Below are 17,467 nucleotides of genomic sequence, written 5' to 3'. Positions count from 1 at the left end.
TAACAGCAAAGGGGGGGCAGCCTTGGAACATCGAAAGCGTTTGCAGCGAGAGCAGCTCGTTTTGGACGCAAATCGTGAACTTATTTTGGAAGGACCAGTACCGCCCGATCAGTTAGCCAACATGACGATGCACAAATCGCTGGATGCATTCCGCAGACCAAACGAGCAGCATGTTGCGCTAGTTGAAATTGCCGGCCTAGAAGAAGGAAGAATTATTTTAGCGCGTGAAGGCTCGGTTATCGTTGGATACGTTACCTTCCACTATGCGGACGAGCTTGAGCGCTGGTCAGAAGGCGGAATGACGGATTTAATCGAGCTCGGCGCAATCGAGGTTGCGGATGATTATCGCGGCCTTGGCTTAGGAAAACGAATGATTCAGCTCGCCTTCGCCGAGGAGCAATTAGAAAATATGATTGTATTTACGACAGAGTATTATTGGCATTGGGATCTTGAGGGCACGAAGCTGAATGTGTGGGATTATCGTAAAATGATGGAAAAATTGATGCAATCCGTCGGAATGATTTGGTACGCCACAGATGACCCCGAAATTTGCTCCCATCCCGCGAATTGTCTTATGGTGCGTATCGGCACAGAGGTCCCGTTAAGCTCGGTAGAGCATTTTGACACGGTACGTTTTCGGCAGAGATTTATGTATTAAGGTTTTGCTTACGATGCTGGTTTGCTCCGCAAACCTAAGTAACGCTTACGATGCTGGTTTGCTCTGCAAACCTTTAGGAGGATAGGAATGGCTTCTGACTCTATTTTCATCTATCATTCGGATACTAGCGGATATAAATTCGGTGAGGAGCATCCTTTCGATCCGCTGCGGCTTGCTCTAACGATCGATCTGCTCAAAGAAGTTGATGCTTTGTATGATGAGGATATCCAGCCTCCTGCAGTGTATTCCGAGGATGAGCTGTTGTCTCTCGTCCATAGAACCGACTATTTGGACGCTGTTAAACAATTGAGTGAAGCCGAAATCGATGATAACAGCGTACTTGCACAGCAGTTTGGACTACATACAGAAGACACTCCTTATTTCCCTGGCATGCACAAGGCAGCTATGTCCATCGTCAGAGGCTCTGTGACGGCCGCTGAGCTTGTTATGACGGGTCAAGCCAAGCATGCCTACCATCTTGCCGGAGGATTGCATCACGCCTTCCCTGACCGCGCCTCAGGCTTCTGTGTTTACAACGATGCAGCAGTCGCTATTAAGCATATCCGTCAAACGTATGGTGCAAAAGTGCTTTATATTGATACGGATGTCCATCACGGGGACGGTGTTCAGTGGGTTTTCTATGACGATCCAGACGTATGCACCTATTCTATCCATGAAACGGGAAAATTTTTATTTCCAGGTACAGGCTACGTGCACGAAAAAGGGACAGATCATGGTTTTGGCGCTTGCTTTAACGTGCCGTTAGAACCGTACACAGAGGATGAATCCTGGCTGGAGAGCTTTAATATTACGTTGCGCAAAATCATTTCGGCCTTCAAACCCGATGTCATTATTAGTCAGCACGGCTGCGATGCTCATGCCTTTGACCCGCTCTCTCACATTCATTGCAGCATGCGTATATATGCCCAAATCCCTGCTATCATCCATGAATTAGCCCATACCTATACCGATGGCCGCTGGATTGCGTTAGGCGGCGGCGGTTATGATATTTTCCGCGTCGTTCCACGAGCTTGGTCTTTAGTATGGCTTACAATGATTGATCACCCTATTGCACATGCCATTGCAGCTGGTGAAGAAGCTAGGCTTCCAGATCGCTGGTTGAGCCATTGGGAATCCATTAGCCCTCACAAGCTCCCTACGCATTGGATGGACGATCCCGAAGATATTGAGCCTATGCCTAGACGAATCGAAATTACGAATAAAAACAGGATGATGCAGCAGATCGTTATTCAAGATCTGTAATCCAATTACAGCGTCATGCTCGCATTAAAAAAAAGAACCAGTTCCGATGTTCGCATCAGAGCTGGTTCTTTGTATTTCGTTTAAATATTTTGCATGATATCATCAATAATTTGATAAGAATTGTTGGAGGCGATTACCGTAAACTCTGGAAAGTTCACATGAGCCGATCCATCCGCTTTGTCAGACATCGAACGAATAATGACAAATGGTGTATTATTCATATCGCATACTTGAGCGACTGAGGCGCCTTCCATCTCCGCGCATGCGCCTTGCAGCTTCTCGTGAAGCAGCTTGACCGACTCGCGGCTGGCAATGAATTGATCGCCCGACAGCACTTTGCCCTGTATGCTGCGTCCTGAGAATAAACGATTGCTAGCTGCAGAAGCCAGCTCAATTAATCTCTCGTCTGCAGGAAATTCTGATCTTGGATGAAAAGGAATCGTTCCAAGAGCAAAACCTAGTGGTGTACAGTCCATATCATGCTGGACACAACTCGTCGAAACGACGATATCTCCAATGTTAAGCTGCGGATCAACTGCACCGGCAACGCCGGTAAACAGAACGCAATCAGCACCAAGATCAAGTAAAATTTGCGTGCAAACCGCAGCATTTACTTTCCCTACACCAGATTTGCAATAAATGATCGTTTTGCCATGAAGTGTGCCTTCATAATATGTAATACCTGCTTTAGTTACCTCAGACACTACGTTTACATGCTCATGCAGCAATTCTATTTCTTCAGCCATAGCGCCAATAATTCCAATTTTATTAAACGACATTTCTTTTATATTCCTCCAACCGATTGACGCACGATAATCTCATGCGGCAGCACAACTTTGGATTGATCTACATTTTCTTTCTTCATCAGCTTTGTCAGCAAACGCATCGATACCGCGCCAATATCATACATTGGCTGTGCTACAGCTGTAAGCTGTGGACGAACCATGGATGCCATACGGCTGTTATCAACACTAATGACAGATATATCATCCGGTACTCTTAAGCCGGAATCCTGAATGCTGTGAATTGCGCCAATCGCCATTTCATCCGTTGCGGAGAACACAGCTGTCGGACGCTCGTCCAGCTCAATGAAATATTTCATCGCTTCTGCGCCTGATTCATAACGGTAGTTTCCCGTACGAACTAAAGCATCATCATAAGCAATACCTGCTGCTTCAAGAGCACGCTTATAGCCTTGGAATCTCGCATAACCAATGGATGGATCTTGCAGTGTTCCGCTGATCATTGCAATTCTTCTATGTCCTTGCTCATACAAGTTTTGTACAGCATCGAACGCAGCATCCTCGTGGTTGATGTCAACAGACGGAATTTGTCCGCTCTCATCGGAAGTTGCACAAAGTACAATCGGAACATTAGCCGTCTTAAATGCTTGCAAATGCTCTTCCGTCACTGCCCCGCCCATAAATAGCAAGCCGTCTACTTGCTTCTCAAGAAGTGTATTGATAACACGGATTTCTTTATCTTTTTTCTTATCCGCGTTACACAAAATAATATTGTAATGATACATATTCGCGATATCTTCAATTCCACGTGCTACTTCAGCAAAAATAGCATTTGAAATATCAGGAATAACTACGCCCACCGTCGTTGTTTTCTTACTTGCCAAGCCCCTTGCTACGGCATTTGGACGATATCCTAGGCGCTCTATTGCTTCATATACTTTTTTGCGTGTTGCTGGTTTCACATTGGGATTATTGTTCACAACCCGAGAAACCGTAGCCATTGATACTCCTGCTTCTCTTGCTACATCATAAATGGTTACCGTCACAGTGTTTCTCTCCATTAGCTCAGATTTTATAATTACGCACGACGCATATTAACGTTATCATACGACAAAATATTTCTTTTCGCAATGTTGACGCATGTTTCACTCATCTGCACGTCTTGTAAAATCAATAATCTGAGCTTCTATGTAAGCAACGTTCGACGGCTTATTTGCTCAAGTCTCTTTTTCAAATCCAAAATCCATGCTTCATCGTTAAGCGTTTGAGCAAGCAAATACAAATCAAGTAGCTTATTGATTCTCTGCTCAACCAGTCTCTCGAATCCGATGCGATCCGTCTGCTGTTTGTCTGCCTTTGCCTCTACCAGAATGCTAGCCCACTCGTTGCATTCATTAAAAAGGAATGTCTGCTTGTCTGGTTGAGCCCCCAATTGTGCTATTAAACCTGATAAATCAGGTTTTACTTCCGGAAATACTTCACTGCGATTGCAGGTTGTGCAAGAATATATAGGAACGTTATCGATCTCAACCTTCCCTGAGTAAATAACTGTGCGCAGTTTCATCTTCATGATGTCGCCACAATGACAACTCTTATGCAAAGTGGTCCACTCCTTCATAGTAGCAGCTATCGTAACAACCATAGCTTTCAGAGTAATAATGTATAAATGATTCGACTATTTTCGCACAAATTCCTGCATGCACAACCTTGTAATTTTTACTACTAAAATCACACTCAAAATTGACCACAAAATGCTAGTTATGGCGCAACTTTTCTCCACATTTTCCTTACTGGCGGCACAGCTGCAACAATCGTCCAAATCGCTGCTCCGATAAGATCATTCCGCACATCCATAACGTCCGGCATTCTGCCGCCAACAAAAGACTGATGATATTCATCTGTAATTCCATATAAACCACAAATAAGTACAATAACGACCTTCATCCAAAATCTGTCGCCGCTCTTGCCAATGCCGTAGTCTATCGTAAGTGCAAGTATGAAGTAGGAAACAAAATGGCCCCAATTAAAACCTTCCATAAAGGGGAAAAACTTTTGAAAGAAAGGGAGAAAGGTATTTATCTCATCACCTGTTCTCGAAGATAACGCAAATATAACAGCCATCCATGCAATAGCCGGCAAAAAGCGCAGCAGCCTAACGTATGAAAATGGTTTAGAATAACTCTCCGTTTGCTTCATTGTTTCTCCTTCGTTACAATAATAGAGATCTTTACTAGATGGAGGGAAAAATATGCCGTTACAAAATAAAACCGTCATCTGCTTGCTAGACGACGAATTTGAGGATTTGGAGCTATGGTATCCCGTATATCGTGCGCGCGAAGCTGGTGCGACCGTTTTATATGCTGGACCTGAGAAAGGTAAAACACATATCGGAAAATACGGCGTGCCTGCTGTAGCTGATTTGTCATTTGATGAAGTAAATAGCGAAGACATTATCGGTTTATTGGTCCCAGGCGGCTGGGCACCTGATAAGCTTCGCCGCTATCCTAAAGTTCTCCAGCTCGTACAAGAACTGAACGCCGCTGACAAACCGATCGGCCAAATCTGTCATGCCGGCTGGGTACTCATTTCGGCGAAAATATTGGAGGGGCGTAAAGTCACTTCAACACCTGGCATTCGAGATGACATGGAAAATGCAGGAGCGACATGGTTCGATGAAGCTGTCGTTGTTGATGGAAATCTCATTTCCGCACGCCGTCCGCCCGATCTTCCTCCTTATGCAAAAGCATTTGTAGATGCACTTGTACAGCGAATGGGTTAACCATTCGCTGTTTTTTTGTCCAAGCGCTCCATAAAACCAGTTAGCAGCTCCAATATTTCTGTACTTGTACGGCAATGATGCAGCTGCTGAAATACCTCATGGCTTTCTTCTTGTGAAGTGAAGAGCAGCCTTTCCTTGATGGGCAAAATCGAATGCGATGACATGCTCAGCTCATCTACATCAAGGCTTAGCCAAATCGGCAGCGCTCTTAGATCGCCTGCAAGCTCGCCGCAAACGCCAACCGTAATCCCGCTTCGTTTTGCCGCTTCCACCGTCATGCGCAGCATTCGAATGAGCGCTGGATGGTAAGGCTCATACAAATGTGCGATTTCCTCATTCATACGATCCACAGCTAACGTAAACTGTACCAAATCATTCGTGCCGATACTAAAGAAATCAACCTCTTCCGCGAGTAAATCAGCAATCATAACTGCAGCAGGAACTTCAATCATAATTCCGATCTTCATCCCTTTATCATAGGGATACCCCGCTGCTTCAAGCTCAAGCTTCGCTTCGTTTAATACTGCATTTGCAGCACGAACTTCATCGACAGATGAAATAAGCGGATACATAAGCTTTACTTGACCGTAATGACTTGCCCGCAAAATAGCACGAAGCTGCGTTTTGAACAAATCTTTACGATCCAGCGATATCCGAATGGCTCTGTAACCTAGAAAAGGATTGTCTTCCTCTGGCAAGTCAAAATAATCGAGCTGCTTGTCACCGCCGACATCCAGCGTTCGGATGACGAGTGGCTCACCCTCAAGGCGTTCGGCTACGCTGCGATATACCTCAAACTGTTCTTCTTCCTTTGGAAACCGATTTCGATCCATGTACAAAAATTCCGTACGGAACAGCCCAACCCCATGCGCCCCGCTCGACATCGCAATTTCCAGCTCTTTGTAGGAGCTAATATTGGCTGCAAGCTCCAGCCTTTTGCCATCAGGCGTTACCGGGCGATGACCTGCAATGCCATGCAGTCTTTTTTTCGCTTCCGATTGATGAGAGTGCAGCTCTGTGTAATAGTCAATAACTTGTTGAACAGGATCGATAAACACAGTGCCGTCATTGCCGTCAATAACTAGCGTTTGCCCTGTTTGAATAGGCTCAACTAACCTCGTCTCTACACCAACAACAAGTGGTACGCCGAGCGCTCTAGCCATAATAGCTGAATGTGAAGTTTTGCTGCCGGCAAGAGTCACAATGCCGAGCACATGCTGCGGATTAATATGTGCTAGCTGAGAAGGAGACAACTCTTTAGCAATCAATATAAATGGCTGCGTATCTGAAGGCAGTGTAATTTCTGGCGCTCCCAGCAGATGCTTCAGCAATCGATTGCCCACATCCTTAATATCTAGCGCCCGTTCTTTCATGTACTCATCGTCAAGCAGATCAAACATCGTAACAAAATGATCAATAGCTTCCTTAACAGCAACCTCAGCCGCTTTGTACTGGCGTTGGATAATACCTTGGATTTCATTCATAAAGACAGGATCGTCCAAAATGGCTATATGAGCATCGAATATATGTGTTTCCTCTGAACCGACAACATCTCGCAGATCATCTTTAATCTGTTCAATTTCAGACTTAGAGGTACGAATGCCTTCGTATACACGTTCGAACTCGCGGGCAAAATCAGCTACATCGATTTTTTGCTCCGGTAACTCCCATTCCCAATTCGGAAGCACAAACGATCTCCCAATCGCTATGCCTGCTGACGCCCCTATTCCTTGAATCATTGTGTTTCCCCTCCACCGTTTCTCTCTTTAAGTACAACAGACAATACCGAGGACTGCCCCTTTTTTACCGCTTTGAAAGGTGCAAATCGCCATGAGTGAACAAGATCAGAATTTGTTATGACCATAGGAGTAGCAAGAGATTTGCTCTCCTTTCGAACTCGCTGCAAATCAAATTTAATGAGCATCATGCCTGGCGTAACTTCGTCCCCTTCTTTAACGAGCGCATTAAAATACGCTTTGCCAGCCAGACGTGAAGTATCTATGCCTATATGAAGCAAAACTTCCAACCCCTCAGGAGTAAGAATGCCGATCGCATGCATCGTCGGATAAATATGCATCACCTTGCCCTTGACCGGCGATACAAGCTCTCCTTTCTCCGGTATAAATGCGACGCCTTGTCCGACGAGTTTGCCCGCAAATATCGGATCAGGCACCTCATCAAGAGGAATCATGCGGCCTTGCATCGGCGAATGGAACAAAACTTGTGCTTGATCACGATGAATAGTCTTGATCATCTCTTCACGAATAAGTTCGGAATACGTGCCAAATACGACCTGAACATGTCCGCCGCCTAATTTGATAACGCCTGCAGCGCCCAGATTCCGAAGCGCATTTATGTCGAGCAGCTTATCGTTGGAAACTTTAAGCCGCAGTCTTGTAATACAGGACTCCATCTTTTCTATATTTTGTTTACCGCCAATGGCTTGCAAAATAAGCGGTGCACGATAAGGGATATCGCCTGCCCATTCATCAAGCTGTGAGCCCTCCTCACGACCTGGTGTCGGAATCCGAAATCTTCGTATCGCCCAGCGAAACAAAAAGTAATAAACGAAGCCAACAACGATGCCGATCGGTATGATTAGCCAACCTCGTGTTGCCAAATGCTCGTTAATAACATAATCTATGGCTCCTGCAGAGAAGGAGAATCCGTGCTTAATGCCAAGCTCGTAAGTAACCCACATGATAATGCCTGACAATATCGCATGGACGACGTATAAATACGGAGCAACAAACAAAAATGCGAACTCTACCGGCTCAGTAACGCCAGTTAGAAATGACGCAAGCGCTGCATACATAAACGTTTTCCGAATTTTCGGTTTTAAATCCTCGCGCGCTTCGTGAATAATGGCGAATGCGATAGCTGGCAAAGCGAACATCATCGTCGGATATAGACCAGCCATAAACGAGCCGGCAGTAGGATCGCCAGCGAAGAAACGTGGAAGATCGCCATACACCATCTGTCCTGAAGCTGTTTCAAAACTGCCAATTTGAAACCAAAATACATGGCTGACCAAATGATGCAAACCGAAAACAACCAAAATCCGGTGTACAAATCCGTATAAAAATACGCCGAAACCGCCGCCCGATTCAACAATTTCACCCAGATTTATCATCATGCTCTGTAAATAAGGCGCAATATTGATCATAGCTATTGAGAACAACAAACTAACAACACTTACAAATAACGGTACAAACCGCGGTCCGCCAAAAAATTGTATGTATTCCGGTAATTTTAAGCTTTTAAACCTCTCATGGCTCACGCCTGAAATAATTCCTATAAGTGTACCAATGAGCACGGTTGGCTCAATCGGCACCTCTGCCGACCCTGTAATACCGCTATAAATAGCCATACCTACAAGAGCAGCCATCCCTGCTGCGAGAGCATTACCCGTTAAGCCAAGTGAGATGCCAAGCGCAAAAATATATGGTAAATATGTAAAAATCGTTTCGCTTGCAGCTAATAAATAGCCTTCCATTCCTGGCAGGCCAAAGTAATCCCATGGCAGCTTGCTTAAACTCAAAAATATAGCCGCACCTGGCAGAACAATCATCGGCAGCATGAATGCTCTACCAAGCTGCTGCAGGCTCCCAATGAAAACCATCTTGCACCTCCTTCAAGTTTTGCGAAGCAAAACTGACTTCGTAAGCATTTGCTATGTTTTGCGAAGCAAAACTACTTCGTAAGCATTTGCATAGTTTTGCAAAACAAAACTAACTCCGTAAGCATTATTCAACACATCTATATCGATGTTAAGCGTTTGCTGCGTTTTTGTCAAAGTAAAACGGCGAGCCTGTAAGGGCCCGCCGATGTTGATGATTCTTTTCTAATTGTATTAAAAAAGTGTTATCGATTACCGCCTGAATAAGGAGAAGAATTGACTGCACTCGTCGACTGCCAGCCTACATGAGAAATGACAGGCCCTGCGTTTTGATAAGCATTCGTTGCTTCATATACAGGGTGAAGCGACGTGTTTGAGTGAGTTTGTGTCATACCGCCATATCCATTTTGGAATTGCGATTGGCCGTAACCTCCATAATTGGATGCTGAATGCTGAGCATACTGCGCCCCATTATTCGAGGATGGCTGGTAGTAGGAATGTTGTTGGTTATGCTCAGAACCAGCTTGATAACCTACATGTGCGATAACCGGACCTACGTTGCCAAACGCCGTTGCTGGCGATTGCGCGTAGCTGTGAACCGGTTGATGCGACATGAATGAATTGTTCGTTCCCACCGGATGCGTCATATTCGAATAGTTGTTAGGAGCATAATGTTGTGTTTGCGCTCCTTGGCTATAAGCATTAGACGATTGGTAACCGCCTGGCGAGTTAGCAACAATCGAGTGCGTTTCTCTGCCAAAAGTCGGTTGGCTTAGCTGCCCTTGGTAGTGCGATTGCACATGGCCAGATGGCTCAAAATGTGCATTTTGGTTAAGGTAGCTCTGTTGGCCTTGGTAATTACCCGGTTGTTGCGAAAACTGATTCACGTCGTGTCCTCCTTGAATTACAATCGTATTGTCTTCAAGTGAATGCCGCTTGTTTCGCTTTCTACATGCGAAAAACAAGTTCGCAATCGCTCTTGAAGCTTTCTTATTGTGTAGGAGTGACCTGTTTTTTATAACTGTTATCTTTTGGGTTTCCCGTTCGGAAGCAAGATGGAATCCTCCACCTTGATACAACGATCCATTATAACCTCTAGACCGCCTGCTGCAGCAATCGCAGCCGCTTCCTCGTTTGCAATGCCAAGCTGCAGCCAGAAGGTTTTTGCGCCGATGGCAACCGCCTCTTCAGCTACAGGCGGCGTATGCTCGCTTCTGCGAAAAACATTTACGATATCTACTGGCACGGGAATATCTTTTAGAGACGCATAACTTTTTTGTCCCAAGATTGAATCGGCGTTAGGATTAACAGGAATAATCGTATAACCCTTCGCTTGCATCGCTTCAGATACCATATAGGATACGCGCTCTGGATTGTCTGACAAGCCTACAACAGCTACCGTCGTGCTATTCTCCAAAATACCCTTAATATGCTCGCGAGTTGGATTCTCAAATGCCATGATCATACCTCGATTCATTATTTTGTGAACAAGCTTCTAAACGTCAACTAATAATTAGCCTTCAATCCATTCAACCTTAGCGCCTAAAGCTTGCAAATGATCGAAGAATATTGGATAGGACTTCGCTACATGATGTGCATCACGAATTCGAATAGGCTGTTTCGCACGCAATCCAACGACCGATAATGCCATGATGACACGATGGTCGTAATGCGCATTGATTTCGACACCGCCCTCTACACCTTCAGGACGTCCATGCACGATAATCTCTGCTTGGCGTTCTTCGACATTGGCTCCAGCTTTTCTTAGTTCATTCAAATAATCGGTAATGCGGTCACACTCTTTGTAACGCAAATTTTCTACATTATAAAATCTAGATGTGCCTTCAGCAAAAACAGCCGCTGCAACCATTGCAAGTACAGCATCCGTTGCATGATCGCCATCGAACTCGACTGCTTTGAGCTTGCCATTGCCCTTCACGTGGACAATGCCATTCTCATGCGTAAGCGGAACTTCCATCATTTTCAATACATCAACGACAGCGCGTTCGCCTTGCTTGCTCTTCTCTTCCAAACGGTGTACGATCACATCCGATTCCGTTACAGCCGCAGCTGCTAGAATGGCTGCAGACCCGGGGTAGTCGCCTTGCACAGAATAAGTTTTTGCTTCATAGCTTTGACCGCCTGGGATGCGGAACCGCATATAGTCCTCATCTGCATGGATAACAATACCCGCTTGCTCCAATACTTCTAGTGTCTGGCCAACTACTACTTTTGACTTCAAATCATGCAGCACTTCAATTTCACTGTCCTCTTCGAGAAGAGGCGTCAAAAACAGCAGCGCACTCAAAAATTGCGAGCTTATGTTGCCTGAAACTTGAATTTTGCCGCCCTTTGGAGCGCCGCCTTGAACTCGAATAGGCAGCTTGCCTTCATTATGCTCAATCGAAACGCCCATCGCTGTCAAAGATTCAATGAGGTCGCTATGAGGTCGTTTACCTAGAGAATCAGGATAACGATTAATAAAGGTTACGTCTGGGCAAAGTGCCGCGATTGCCATCAAAAACCGCAAAACCGCACCTGCGTTACCTACATCCAGCTGCTCAACTGGCTTAGGATTGCGGCCAAAACCGGTAATAACGATTTTCTCCTCGTCTTCCTCTACCGTTGCTCCCAAATCCCGAATGCAGCGGCGCATTGCATCGCTGTCTTCACTGTGGGCTGGGAAATAAATCGTACTCGTTCCTTCAGCTAGAGCGGCTACCAGAAGGTAGCGAGTGGTATAATTTTTTGAAGAAAGCGCTTGAAGTTCACCTTCAAGTCTTGGCGTTGGTGTCACTAAAACGTCCATAGTTCGTATGATCTCCCTTTACAATAATATATACACATCTTCAGCTGATCGGCTGATTGAGGTGATGATGATCTCAGTTATTTATGAAGCGACCATTGCTCGAGTATTGCAGCAACAACCTCTTCCACACTCATATTTGTCGTATCGATCGTAAAATGAGCGAAATCGTAAGCATGCTCACGCTGTTTAAGCAGCAGATTAACTCGCTCCTCTGCATCGCCTTGAAGCAAAGGCCGCTCTGTGTCCGTCTTTACTCGAGCGATGATTTGATCTGGGCTCGCCTTTAAAGCGACGACAAAACCGTTTTTAAGCATTAGCTCACGATTAATGGGACTTAGCACTGCGCCGCCGCCTGTTGCAACCACACAGGTATCCTCGCGCTCCAAAATCGTTCCCAGCACTTTGGTTTCAATGATCCGGAAACCTGCTTCGCCATCCGATGCGAAAATATCAGAAACCCGCTTGTTTTCCAGCTTTTCGATTTCTTCATCGCCGTCGATGCGCGTGCAGCCCACCTTCTCGGAAAGCAGCTTGCTGACGGTTGATTTGCCGGTTCCCATAAACCCGATAAGCACTAATTTACTCAATTGTTGCCTTCCCATCGTAACCGTTTCACCCTTTTCGTTCTTGTTAAACCAATTTTTCTACAATATCATATCATTTTTTTGTAATACTAGGGTATAAAAAAGTTATATATGCCGTATGGATGATAAAGATGTTTATTCGAGAATAGGAGTGACATTAGCGATGAACAGTGATCTTCAGTTGCCTGATCAAAGTCCAACTCAAAAACGCTTCAATCGTATTCTCGATCCTGACCATCCCCTTTGCCGGGAGGATGTGGTCTGGATGCTTGAATTTATTAAAAAAAAGGTGGCTGACGAAGATCCAGCCTTAAAGGATCTTACGCAGCCACGCTTATTGCAAAATTTTCATTTCTTTGCCGAAGCGGCCATGTCGCTCATCCATCGCAGACATTATTCCAATCAAGAGGCCGATCGGCTGCGCGACTGTTTGCGTCAAGCAGCTTATGGCTTAAATAAGGACAATCCTCGCGAGACGAGGAACTAATGGCTGAACTAATTAAGATTGCATCCAGTTAAAGTGGAAGCTTCCTTCTTTGTCCACACGTTTGAACGTGTGAGCACCGAAGTAGTCACGCTGCGCTTGAAGCAGGTTTGCAGGCAAACGCTCCGTACGGTAGCTGTCGAAGTAAGCAATTGCACTTGAGAATGCAGGAACCGGCACTCCGTTCGAAACTGCAGCGGAGATCACTTCACGCCAAGCCCCTTGGTACGACTCAACGATGTTTTGGAAATAAGAATCAAGCAAAAGGTTGCGCAGGTTAGGATCACGGTCGTAAGCGTCTTTGATGTTTTGCAGAAAGCGAGCACGGATAATGCAGCCGCCGCGGAAGATCATAGCGATTTCGCCGTAGTTAAGATCCCAGTTAAATTCTTCAGAAGCTGCACGCATTTGAGCAAATCCTTGAGCGTACGAGCAAATTTTACTTGCGAACAATGCTTTGCGAACAGATTCGATAAATGCTGCTCTGTCACCTTGGAAAGGTGTTTTTGCAGGTCCGTTTAGTACTTTGCTTGCCGCAACGCGCTCTTCCTTCATAGCTGACAAGAAACGAGTAAATACGGATTCTGTAATGATAGAAAGCGGTACGCCAAGATCTAGCGAGCTTTGGCTTGTCCATTTTCCAGTACCTTTTTGACCAGCGGAATCCAAGATAACATCTACCATTGGCTTGCCTGTCTCAGGATCGTATTTGGAGAAGATATCTCTAGTAATTTCGATTAGGTAGCTGTCAAGCTCGCCTTTATTCCATTCGGAGAAAATTTCGTGCAGCTCTTCAGCACTAACATCAAGTACGTTTTTAAGCAGATCATAAGCTTCGCAAATCAGCTGCATATCGCCGTATTCGATTCCGTTATGTACCATTTTCACATAATGACCGGCGCCATCTGGTCCGATATATGTGCAGCAAGCATCGTCTCCAACTTTAGCTGAAATAGCAGTAAGAATGGGCTCAACCAGCTCGTAAGCGGATTTTTGTCCACCCGGCATGATAGAAGGTCCTTTTAGTGCTCCCTCTTCGCCGCCAGAAACGCCAGTTCCGATAAAACGGAAGCCTTTAGCTTCAAGATCTTTGCTGCGACGAACAGTATCAGGGAAATAAGCGTTGCCGCCATCGATGATGATATCGCCTTCAGCCAAATGTGGAACGAGCGAATCAATCGTTGCGTCTGTTCCTGCACCTGCTTGTACCATAATCAAAATTTTGCGGGGAACTTCCAATGATTGAACAAATTCCTCAATTGTATAAGTAGGAACAAGATTTTTTCCAACTGCTTCTTGAACAAGATCATCAGTCTTCTCGCGGGAACGGTTGAACACCGATACCGTGAAGCCTCTGCTTTCAATGTTAAGGGCAAGGTTTTTACCCATTACGGCTAATCCAATTACACCAATTTGCTGTTTTGACATCTGGTTCTTCCATCCTTCATCATCTATTTTGGGTCACAATAGTTTCATTTTACTCTTTTTGCGGCAAGAAGAAAACTGTCTACAAGGAAAAATGTCGCAATAGTCGCATCAATTATATTGAGAGAACTAAAAAGTTTATCTTATATATACCGAAAAGCTTAGTCATTTTTATAATAAAAGGAGTCTTTTTTAATGGTAAATGAACAACATAAAAACGATCAAATGCTGTTAGAAGGCAGCTTTTGATCGTTTTTATGTTTTCAAATGGGGGCCAGCATCTATCATCAGAGTTCCAATTGCAACATTTCCGAGCGAAGAGTATTCAGCCGCTCTTTAGACTCAGTAACCGCTTCCTCATCCTTGCTCTCTAGTGCGTCAAACAGCATCGATAGCTCATAATCCAGCTCATAACGCAGTACAACCGCTCTTTCCTCAGCACGCTTTGATTGAAATGCTCTAATCATTTCTTCTATTGTAACGAAAGGCTTCTTCTGATAAATAATCCGATGTTCCATACCGGACACCTCCACGAGTCGTATAATCTCACCGAACATAATACTCTCAATGACGATTTGACGATCTTTAATGCGCTTCACAATCGCATGTCCACGTGTGTCATTAATCAGCTTTTCAATTAATTCTGACAGCTTCTCATCTTTAATAATGTAGTCCCCGACAATTTTGTAACGGTTCTTCATTCGCTGGAACTGAAGCTTAACGAGCTTGCGGCCAGTTCGAATGGATACGAGAAACTGCCCCTCCGTCTCACTCCAGTACAAGGAGTACCCTTCCTGAATAAGATCGCGGATGAGATTTTGGATTTGCCGCCGGTCAAATCGCAGCTCCAAATTGCAATATTCGACTTCATGGCTTTTGTTCACGGCAATCCCTCCCTTACCTAAGAATAGTTGACGAAATGTTCTGATAATTTGTTCTTACTTTTATCTTATACTCCATCTTATGTTATGGCAACTTGGATTATTGACTAATTTTACGCTTATAGCCGACTTATCTAAAAAAAGGGCGCGAGCGTCTTCATATGAAGCGGTCTCGCACCCTTTTGATCTTATATTCCATAGGCCTCCATGGATTTTTCAAACCCATTTCATGCATATGTTTTCAACTTTAGTTGCGCGAAGCAAAAGCGATAGCTTCTTCTAATTCTAGCTTTTGCGCTTCTAATTCGTTCCTTTGCTTAAGCTCTACGATTCCATCAGCAGCATGTTTCCCTACTACAATGCGCAGTGGTATGCCGATAAGATCGGAGTCCTTGAATTTGACGCCTGGGCGCTCGTCACGATCATCGAGCAGCGTCTCTACCCCAGCCTCAAGCAATCTTGCTGCAATATGCGCGGCCAGATCCATTTGGACCTGATCCTTCGCTGATACAGGTACCACATGGACTTGGTAAGGTGCGATCGATTTAGGCCAAATGATGCCATTGCTATCGGAGTGCTGTTCAAGTACTGCAGAGAGCAAACGTGAAACTCCGATACCGTAACAGCCCATTATTAACGGCTGCTCCGAGCCCGACGCATTTAAAAACTTAGCATTTAGCGCTTCACTGTATTTCGTTCCCAGCTTGAACACATGGCCAACCTCAATGCCGCGGTAAAATACCAAGCTGCCTGTCTCGCAACGCGGGCACCCGTCTCCTATTGCTGCATTTCGATAATCACCTGCCTGCACATCCGTCAAATGAATGCTTGGGATAACATTTCCGATATGATAATCCTGCTCATTCGCTCCTGCTACTCCTGATTTCATCGCAAGAACAGCATGGTCAGCATAAACGGGAATTTGCAAGCCGATCGGCCCAGCAAAGCCGGTAGGTGCGCCAGTTACCCGCTCTGTCGTAGCTTGATCCGCAAGCTCCAGATGTGCTACAGCAAGCGCATTTTTCACTTTTATTTCATTTACCTCATGGTCTCCCCGAACAACAACAGCAACCGGAGCACCATCAGCAACATAAATCAGTGTTTTCATAAAAGCATCTGCCCCTAGGCCAAAAGCCTCCACAAGCTGGTCAATCTTCTTGATCTCCGGTGTATGATGACGCACCAACGCAGCATCATTATTCTGCTGTGAATCCGTTGGTTTTCCCGACAGCTTGTATTCAGCTTTTTCCAAATTCGCCGCATAGTCGCATGAATTGCACACAGCAATCGTATCTTCACCAATATCAGCCAATGCCATAAATTCATGTGTTCCGCCTTCTCCGCCAATTGAACCTGCATCAGCTTCAACCGGACGGTAATTTAGACCACAGCGCGTGAAGATGCGATTATAAGCCTCGTACATGCTCGTATAGCTGCGATGAAGCCCATCCCAATCCTCATCAAAGGAATAAGCATCTTTCATTAAAAACTCTCTGCCGCGGAGCAAGCCATAGCGTGGACGTTTCTCGTCTCGGAATTTAGTTTGAATCTGATACAATGTCATTGGCAGCTGCCGATATGAGCTTACCTCGCCGCGCACCAGAGCTGTAATCACTTCTTCATGCGTTGGTCCAAGCGTAAACTCACGATCATGGCGGTCACGCAGCCGCATAAGCTCAGGTCCATACACATCATATCGACCCGATTGCTGCCACAGCTCTGCCGGCTGCATAGCGGGCATTAATACCTCTTGAGCTCCAGCTTGATCCATTTCTTCTCTTACGATTTTCTCGAGTTTTCTGAGCACTCGCCTGCCTAGCGGCAAATACGTATAAATACCTGCGGCAAGCTGTCTAATAAGACCTGCACGCAGCATTAATTGATGGCTGGCTGCTTCCGCTTCTGACGGCGCCTCGCGCAAGGTAGGCATTAAAAGCTTACTTTGTCTCATAATAGATAACCCTCCGATGATTAGATTTAAACCATAAAAACAAAAAAACGCATTCGTAAGGGACGAATGCGTTCGTGGTACCACCCTCAAATAGCCGCCAAATGATCTGGACGACTCTCAATAGATAACGGAATGAATATTCCGGCAGCGGAAGAAGAATACGCTTCCTGCTGCAGCTCGCAAGATAGGGATTAATCAATCGTTCATAGAAGCCTTTCAGCCTTCGGGCTTCCTCTCTGATAGAAACGTTTGCTGATTAACATAGTCTTGG

The 17,467-nt window shown here is 45.2% G+C and carries 17 protein-coding genes; 4 read left to right on the top strand and 13 right to left on the bottom strand.

Going from position 1 to position 17,467, the window contains the following annotated elements:
• Positions 1-22 precede the first annotated feature (22 nt).
• Both AC1DOV_RS13910 and AC1DOV_RS13905 read left to right on the top strand, forming a co-directional pair.
• Positions 23-658 carry a GNAT family N-acetyltransferase gene (locus AC1DOV_RS13910; protein WP_477550249.1) on the top strand — a complete coding sequence of 212 codons (636 nt, stop codon included), beginning with the start codon at positions 23-25 and terminating at the stop codon, positions 656-658.
• An 87-nt stretch (positions 659-745) separates the two neighbouring features.
• Complete coding sequence (locus tag AC1DOV_RS13905; RefSeq protein ID WP_441909562.1) at positions 746-1,921, top strand: acetoin utilization protein AcuC; 1,176 nt, start codon at positions 746-748, stop codon at positions 1,919-1,921.
• 80 nt (positions 1,922-2,001) lie between these two features.
• Here the strand turns inward: AC1DOV_RS13905 and AC1DOV_RS13900 are convergent, their stop codons facing one another.
• The 4 genes from AC1DOV_RS13900 to AC1DOV_RS13885 form a co-directional block, all read right to left on the bottom strand.
• The gene (locus AC1DOV_RS13900; RefSeq protein WP_076268235.1) at positions 2,002-2,700 is read right to left on the bottom strand and encodes a 5'-methylthioadenosine/adenosylhomocysteine nucleosidase; all 699 of its coding nucleotides are present in this window, start codon (positions 2,698-2,700) and stop codon (positions 2,002-2,004) included.
• A 5-nt stretch (positions 2,701-2,705) separates the two neighbouring features.
• Positions 2,706-3,710 carry a catabolite control protein A gene (ccpA, locus tag AC1DOV_RS13895; RefSeq protein WP_076268234.1) on the bottom strand — a complete coding sequence of 335 codons (1,005 nt, stop codon included), beginning with the start codon at positions 3,708-3,710 and terminating at the stop codon, positions 2,706-2,708.
• Between the two features lie 140 nt (positions 3,711-3,850).
• Entirely contained in the window at positions 3,851-4,234 is a 384-nt protein-coding gene (locus AC1DOV_RS13890) for a hypothetical protein (RefSeq protein WP_305953885.1), read from the bottom strand.
• A gap of 188 nt (positions 4,235-4,422) precedes the next feature.
• Positions 4,423-4,860 (bottom strand): VanZ family protein, encoded by a 438-nt coding sequence (locus AC1DOV_RS13885; protein ID WP_477550248.1) that lies wholly within the window; start codon positions 4,858-4,860, stop codon positions 4,423-4,425.
• 52 nt (positions 4,861-4,912) lie between these two features.
• On the opposite strand from AC1DOV_RS13885, the gene AC1DOV_RS13880 reads away from it, so the two are divergent.
• Positions 4,913-5,443, top strand: a complete 531-nt coding sequence (locus AC1DOV_RS13880; RefSeq protein ID WP_076268231.1) for a type 1 glutamine amidotransferase domain-containing protein — start codon at positions 4,913-4,915, stop codon at positions 5,441-5,443.
• Here AC1DOV_RS13880 and ptsP read toward each other — a convergent pair.
• The 6 genes from ptsP to AC1DOV_RS13850 all read right to left on the bottom strand — a co-directional run bounded on the left by ptsP (position 5,440) and on the right by AC1DOV_RS13850 (position 12,458).
• Entirely contained in the window at positions 5,440-7,182 is a 1,743-nt protein-coding gene (gene ptsP / locus AC1DOV_RS13875) for a phosphoenolpyruvate--protein phosphotransferase (RefSeq protein WP_477550247.1), read from the bottom strand. The genes AC1DOV_RS13880 and ptsP overlap by 4 nt on opposite strands.
• Positions 7,179-9,065 carry a glucose PTS transporter subunit IIA gene (locus AC1DOV_RS13870; protein ID WP_339208798.1) on the bottom strand — a complete coding sequence of 629 codons (1,887 nt, stop codon included), beginning with the start codon at positions 9,063-9,065 and terminating at the stop codon, positions 7,179-7,181. The genes ptsP and AC1DOV_RS13870 overlap by 4 nt, the downstream gene beginning before the upstream one ends.
• A gap of 242 nt (positions 9,066-9,307) precedes the next feature.
• Complete coding sequence (locus AC1DOV_RS13865) at positions 9,308-9,949, bottom strand: hypothetical protein (protein ID WP_477550246.1); 642 nt, start codon at positions 9,947-9,949, stop codon at positions 9,308-9,310.
• Positions 9,950-10,086: 137 nt separating this feature from the next.
• Positions 10,087-10,521, bottom strand: a complete 435-nt coding sequence (locus AC1DOV_RS13860; RefSeq protein WP_076268227.1) for a CoA-binding protein — start codon at positions 10,519-10,521, stop codon at positions 10,087-10,089.
• A 54-nt stretch (positions 10,522-10,575) separates the two neighbouring features.
• A complete protein-coding gene (gene aroA, locus AC1DOV_RS13855; RefSeq protein WP_477550245.1) occupies positions 10,576-11,871 on the bottom strand; it encodes a 3-phosphoshikimate 1-carboxyvinyltransferase in 1,296 nt (431 codons plus the stop codon).
• 77 nt (positions 11,872-11,948) lie between these two features.
• Positions 11,949-12,458 carry a shikimate kinase gene (locus tag AC1DOV_RS13850; protein WP_339208792.1) on the bottom strand — a complete coding sequence of 170 codons (510 nt, stop codon included), beginning with the start codon at positions 12,456-12,458 and terminating at the stop codon, positions 11,949-11,951.
• 160 nt (positions 12,459-12,618) lie between these two features.
• On the opposite strand from AC1DOV_RS13850, the gene AC1DOV_RS13845 reads away from it, so the two are divergent.
• Positions 12,619-12,942 (top strand): hypothetical protein, encoded by a 324-nt coding sequence (locus AC1DOV_RS13845; protein ID WP_076268224.1) that lies wholly within the window; start codon positions 12,619-12,621, stop codon positions 12,940-12,942.
• Between the two features lie 12 nt (positions 12,943-12,954).
• On the opposite strand, the gene gndA is transcribed toward AC1DOV_RS13845, so the two are convergent.
• From gndA to AC1DOV_RS13830, 3 genes are all read right to left on the bottom strand, one after another.
• Positions 12,955-14,367, bottom strand: a complete 1,413-nt coding sequence (gene gndA, locus AC1DOV_RS13840; RefSeq protein ID WP_430060898.1) for an NADP-dependent phosphogluconate dehydrogenase — start codon at positions 14,365-14,367, stop codon at positions 12,955-12,957.
• A gap of 284 nt (positions 14,368-14,651) precedes the next feature.
• Positions 14,652-15,248 (bottom strand): hypothetical protein, encoded by a 597-nt coding sequence (locus AC1DOV_RS13835; protein ID WP_076268222.1) that lies wholly within the window; start codon positions 15,246-15,248, stop codon positions 14,652-14,654.
• Positions 15,249-15,492: 244 nt separating this feature from the next.
• Positions 15,493-17,196 (bottom strand): proline--tRNA ligase, encoded by a 1,704-nt coding sequence (locus tag AC1DOV_RS13830; RefSeq protein WP_477550244.1) that lies wholly within the window; start codon positions 17,194-17,196, stop codon positions 15,493-15,495.
• Positions 17,197-17,467: the final 271 nt, after the last annotated feature.

This window comes from Paenibacillus sp. 01T47, from assembly GCF_056398245.1.
The sequence above is the reverse complement of the archived record's forward strand: the minus strand, read 5'-3'. Positions and strand labels throughout refer to the sequence as shown.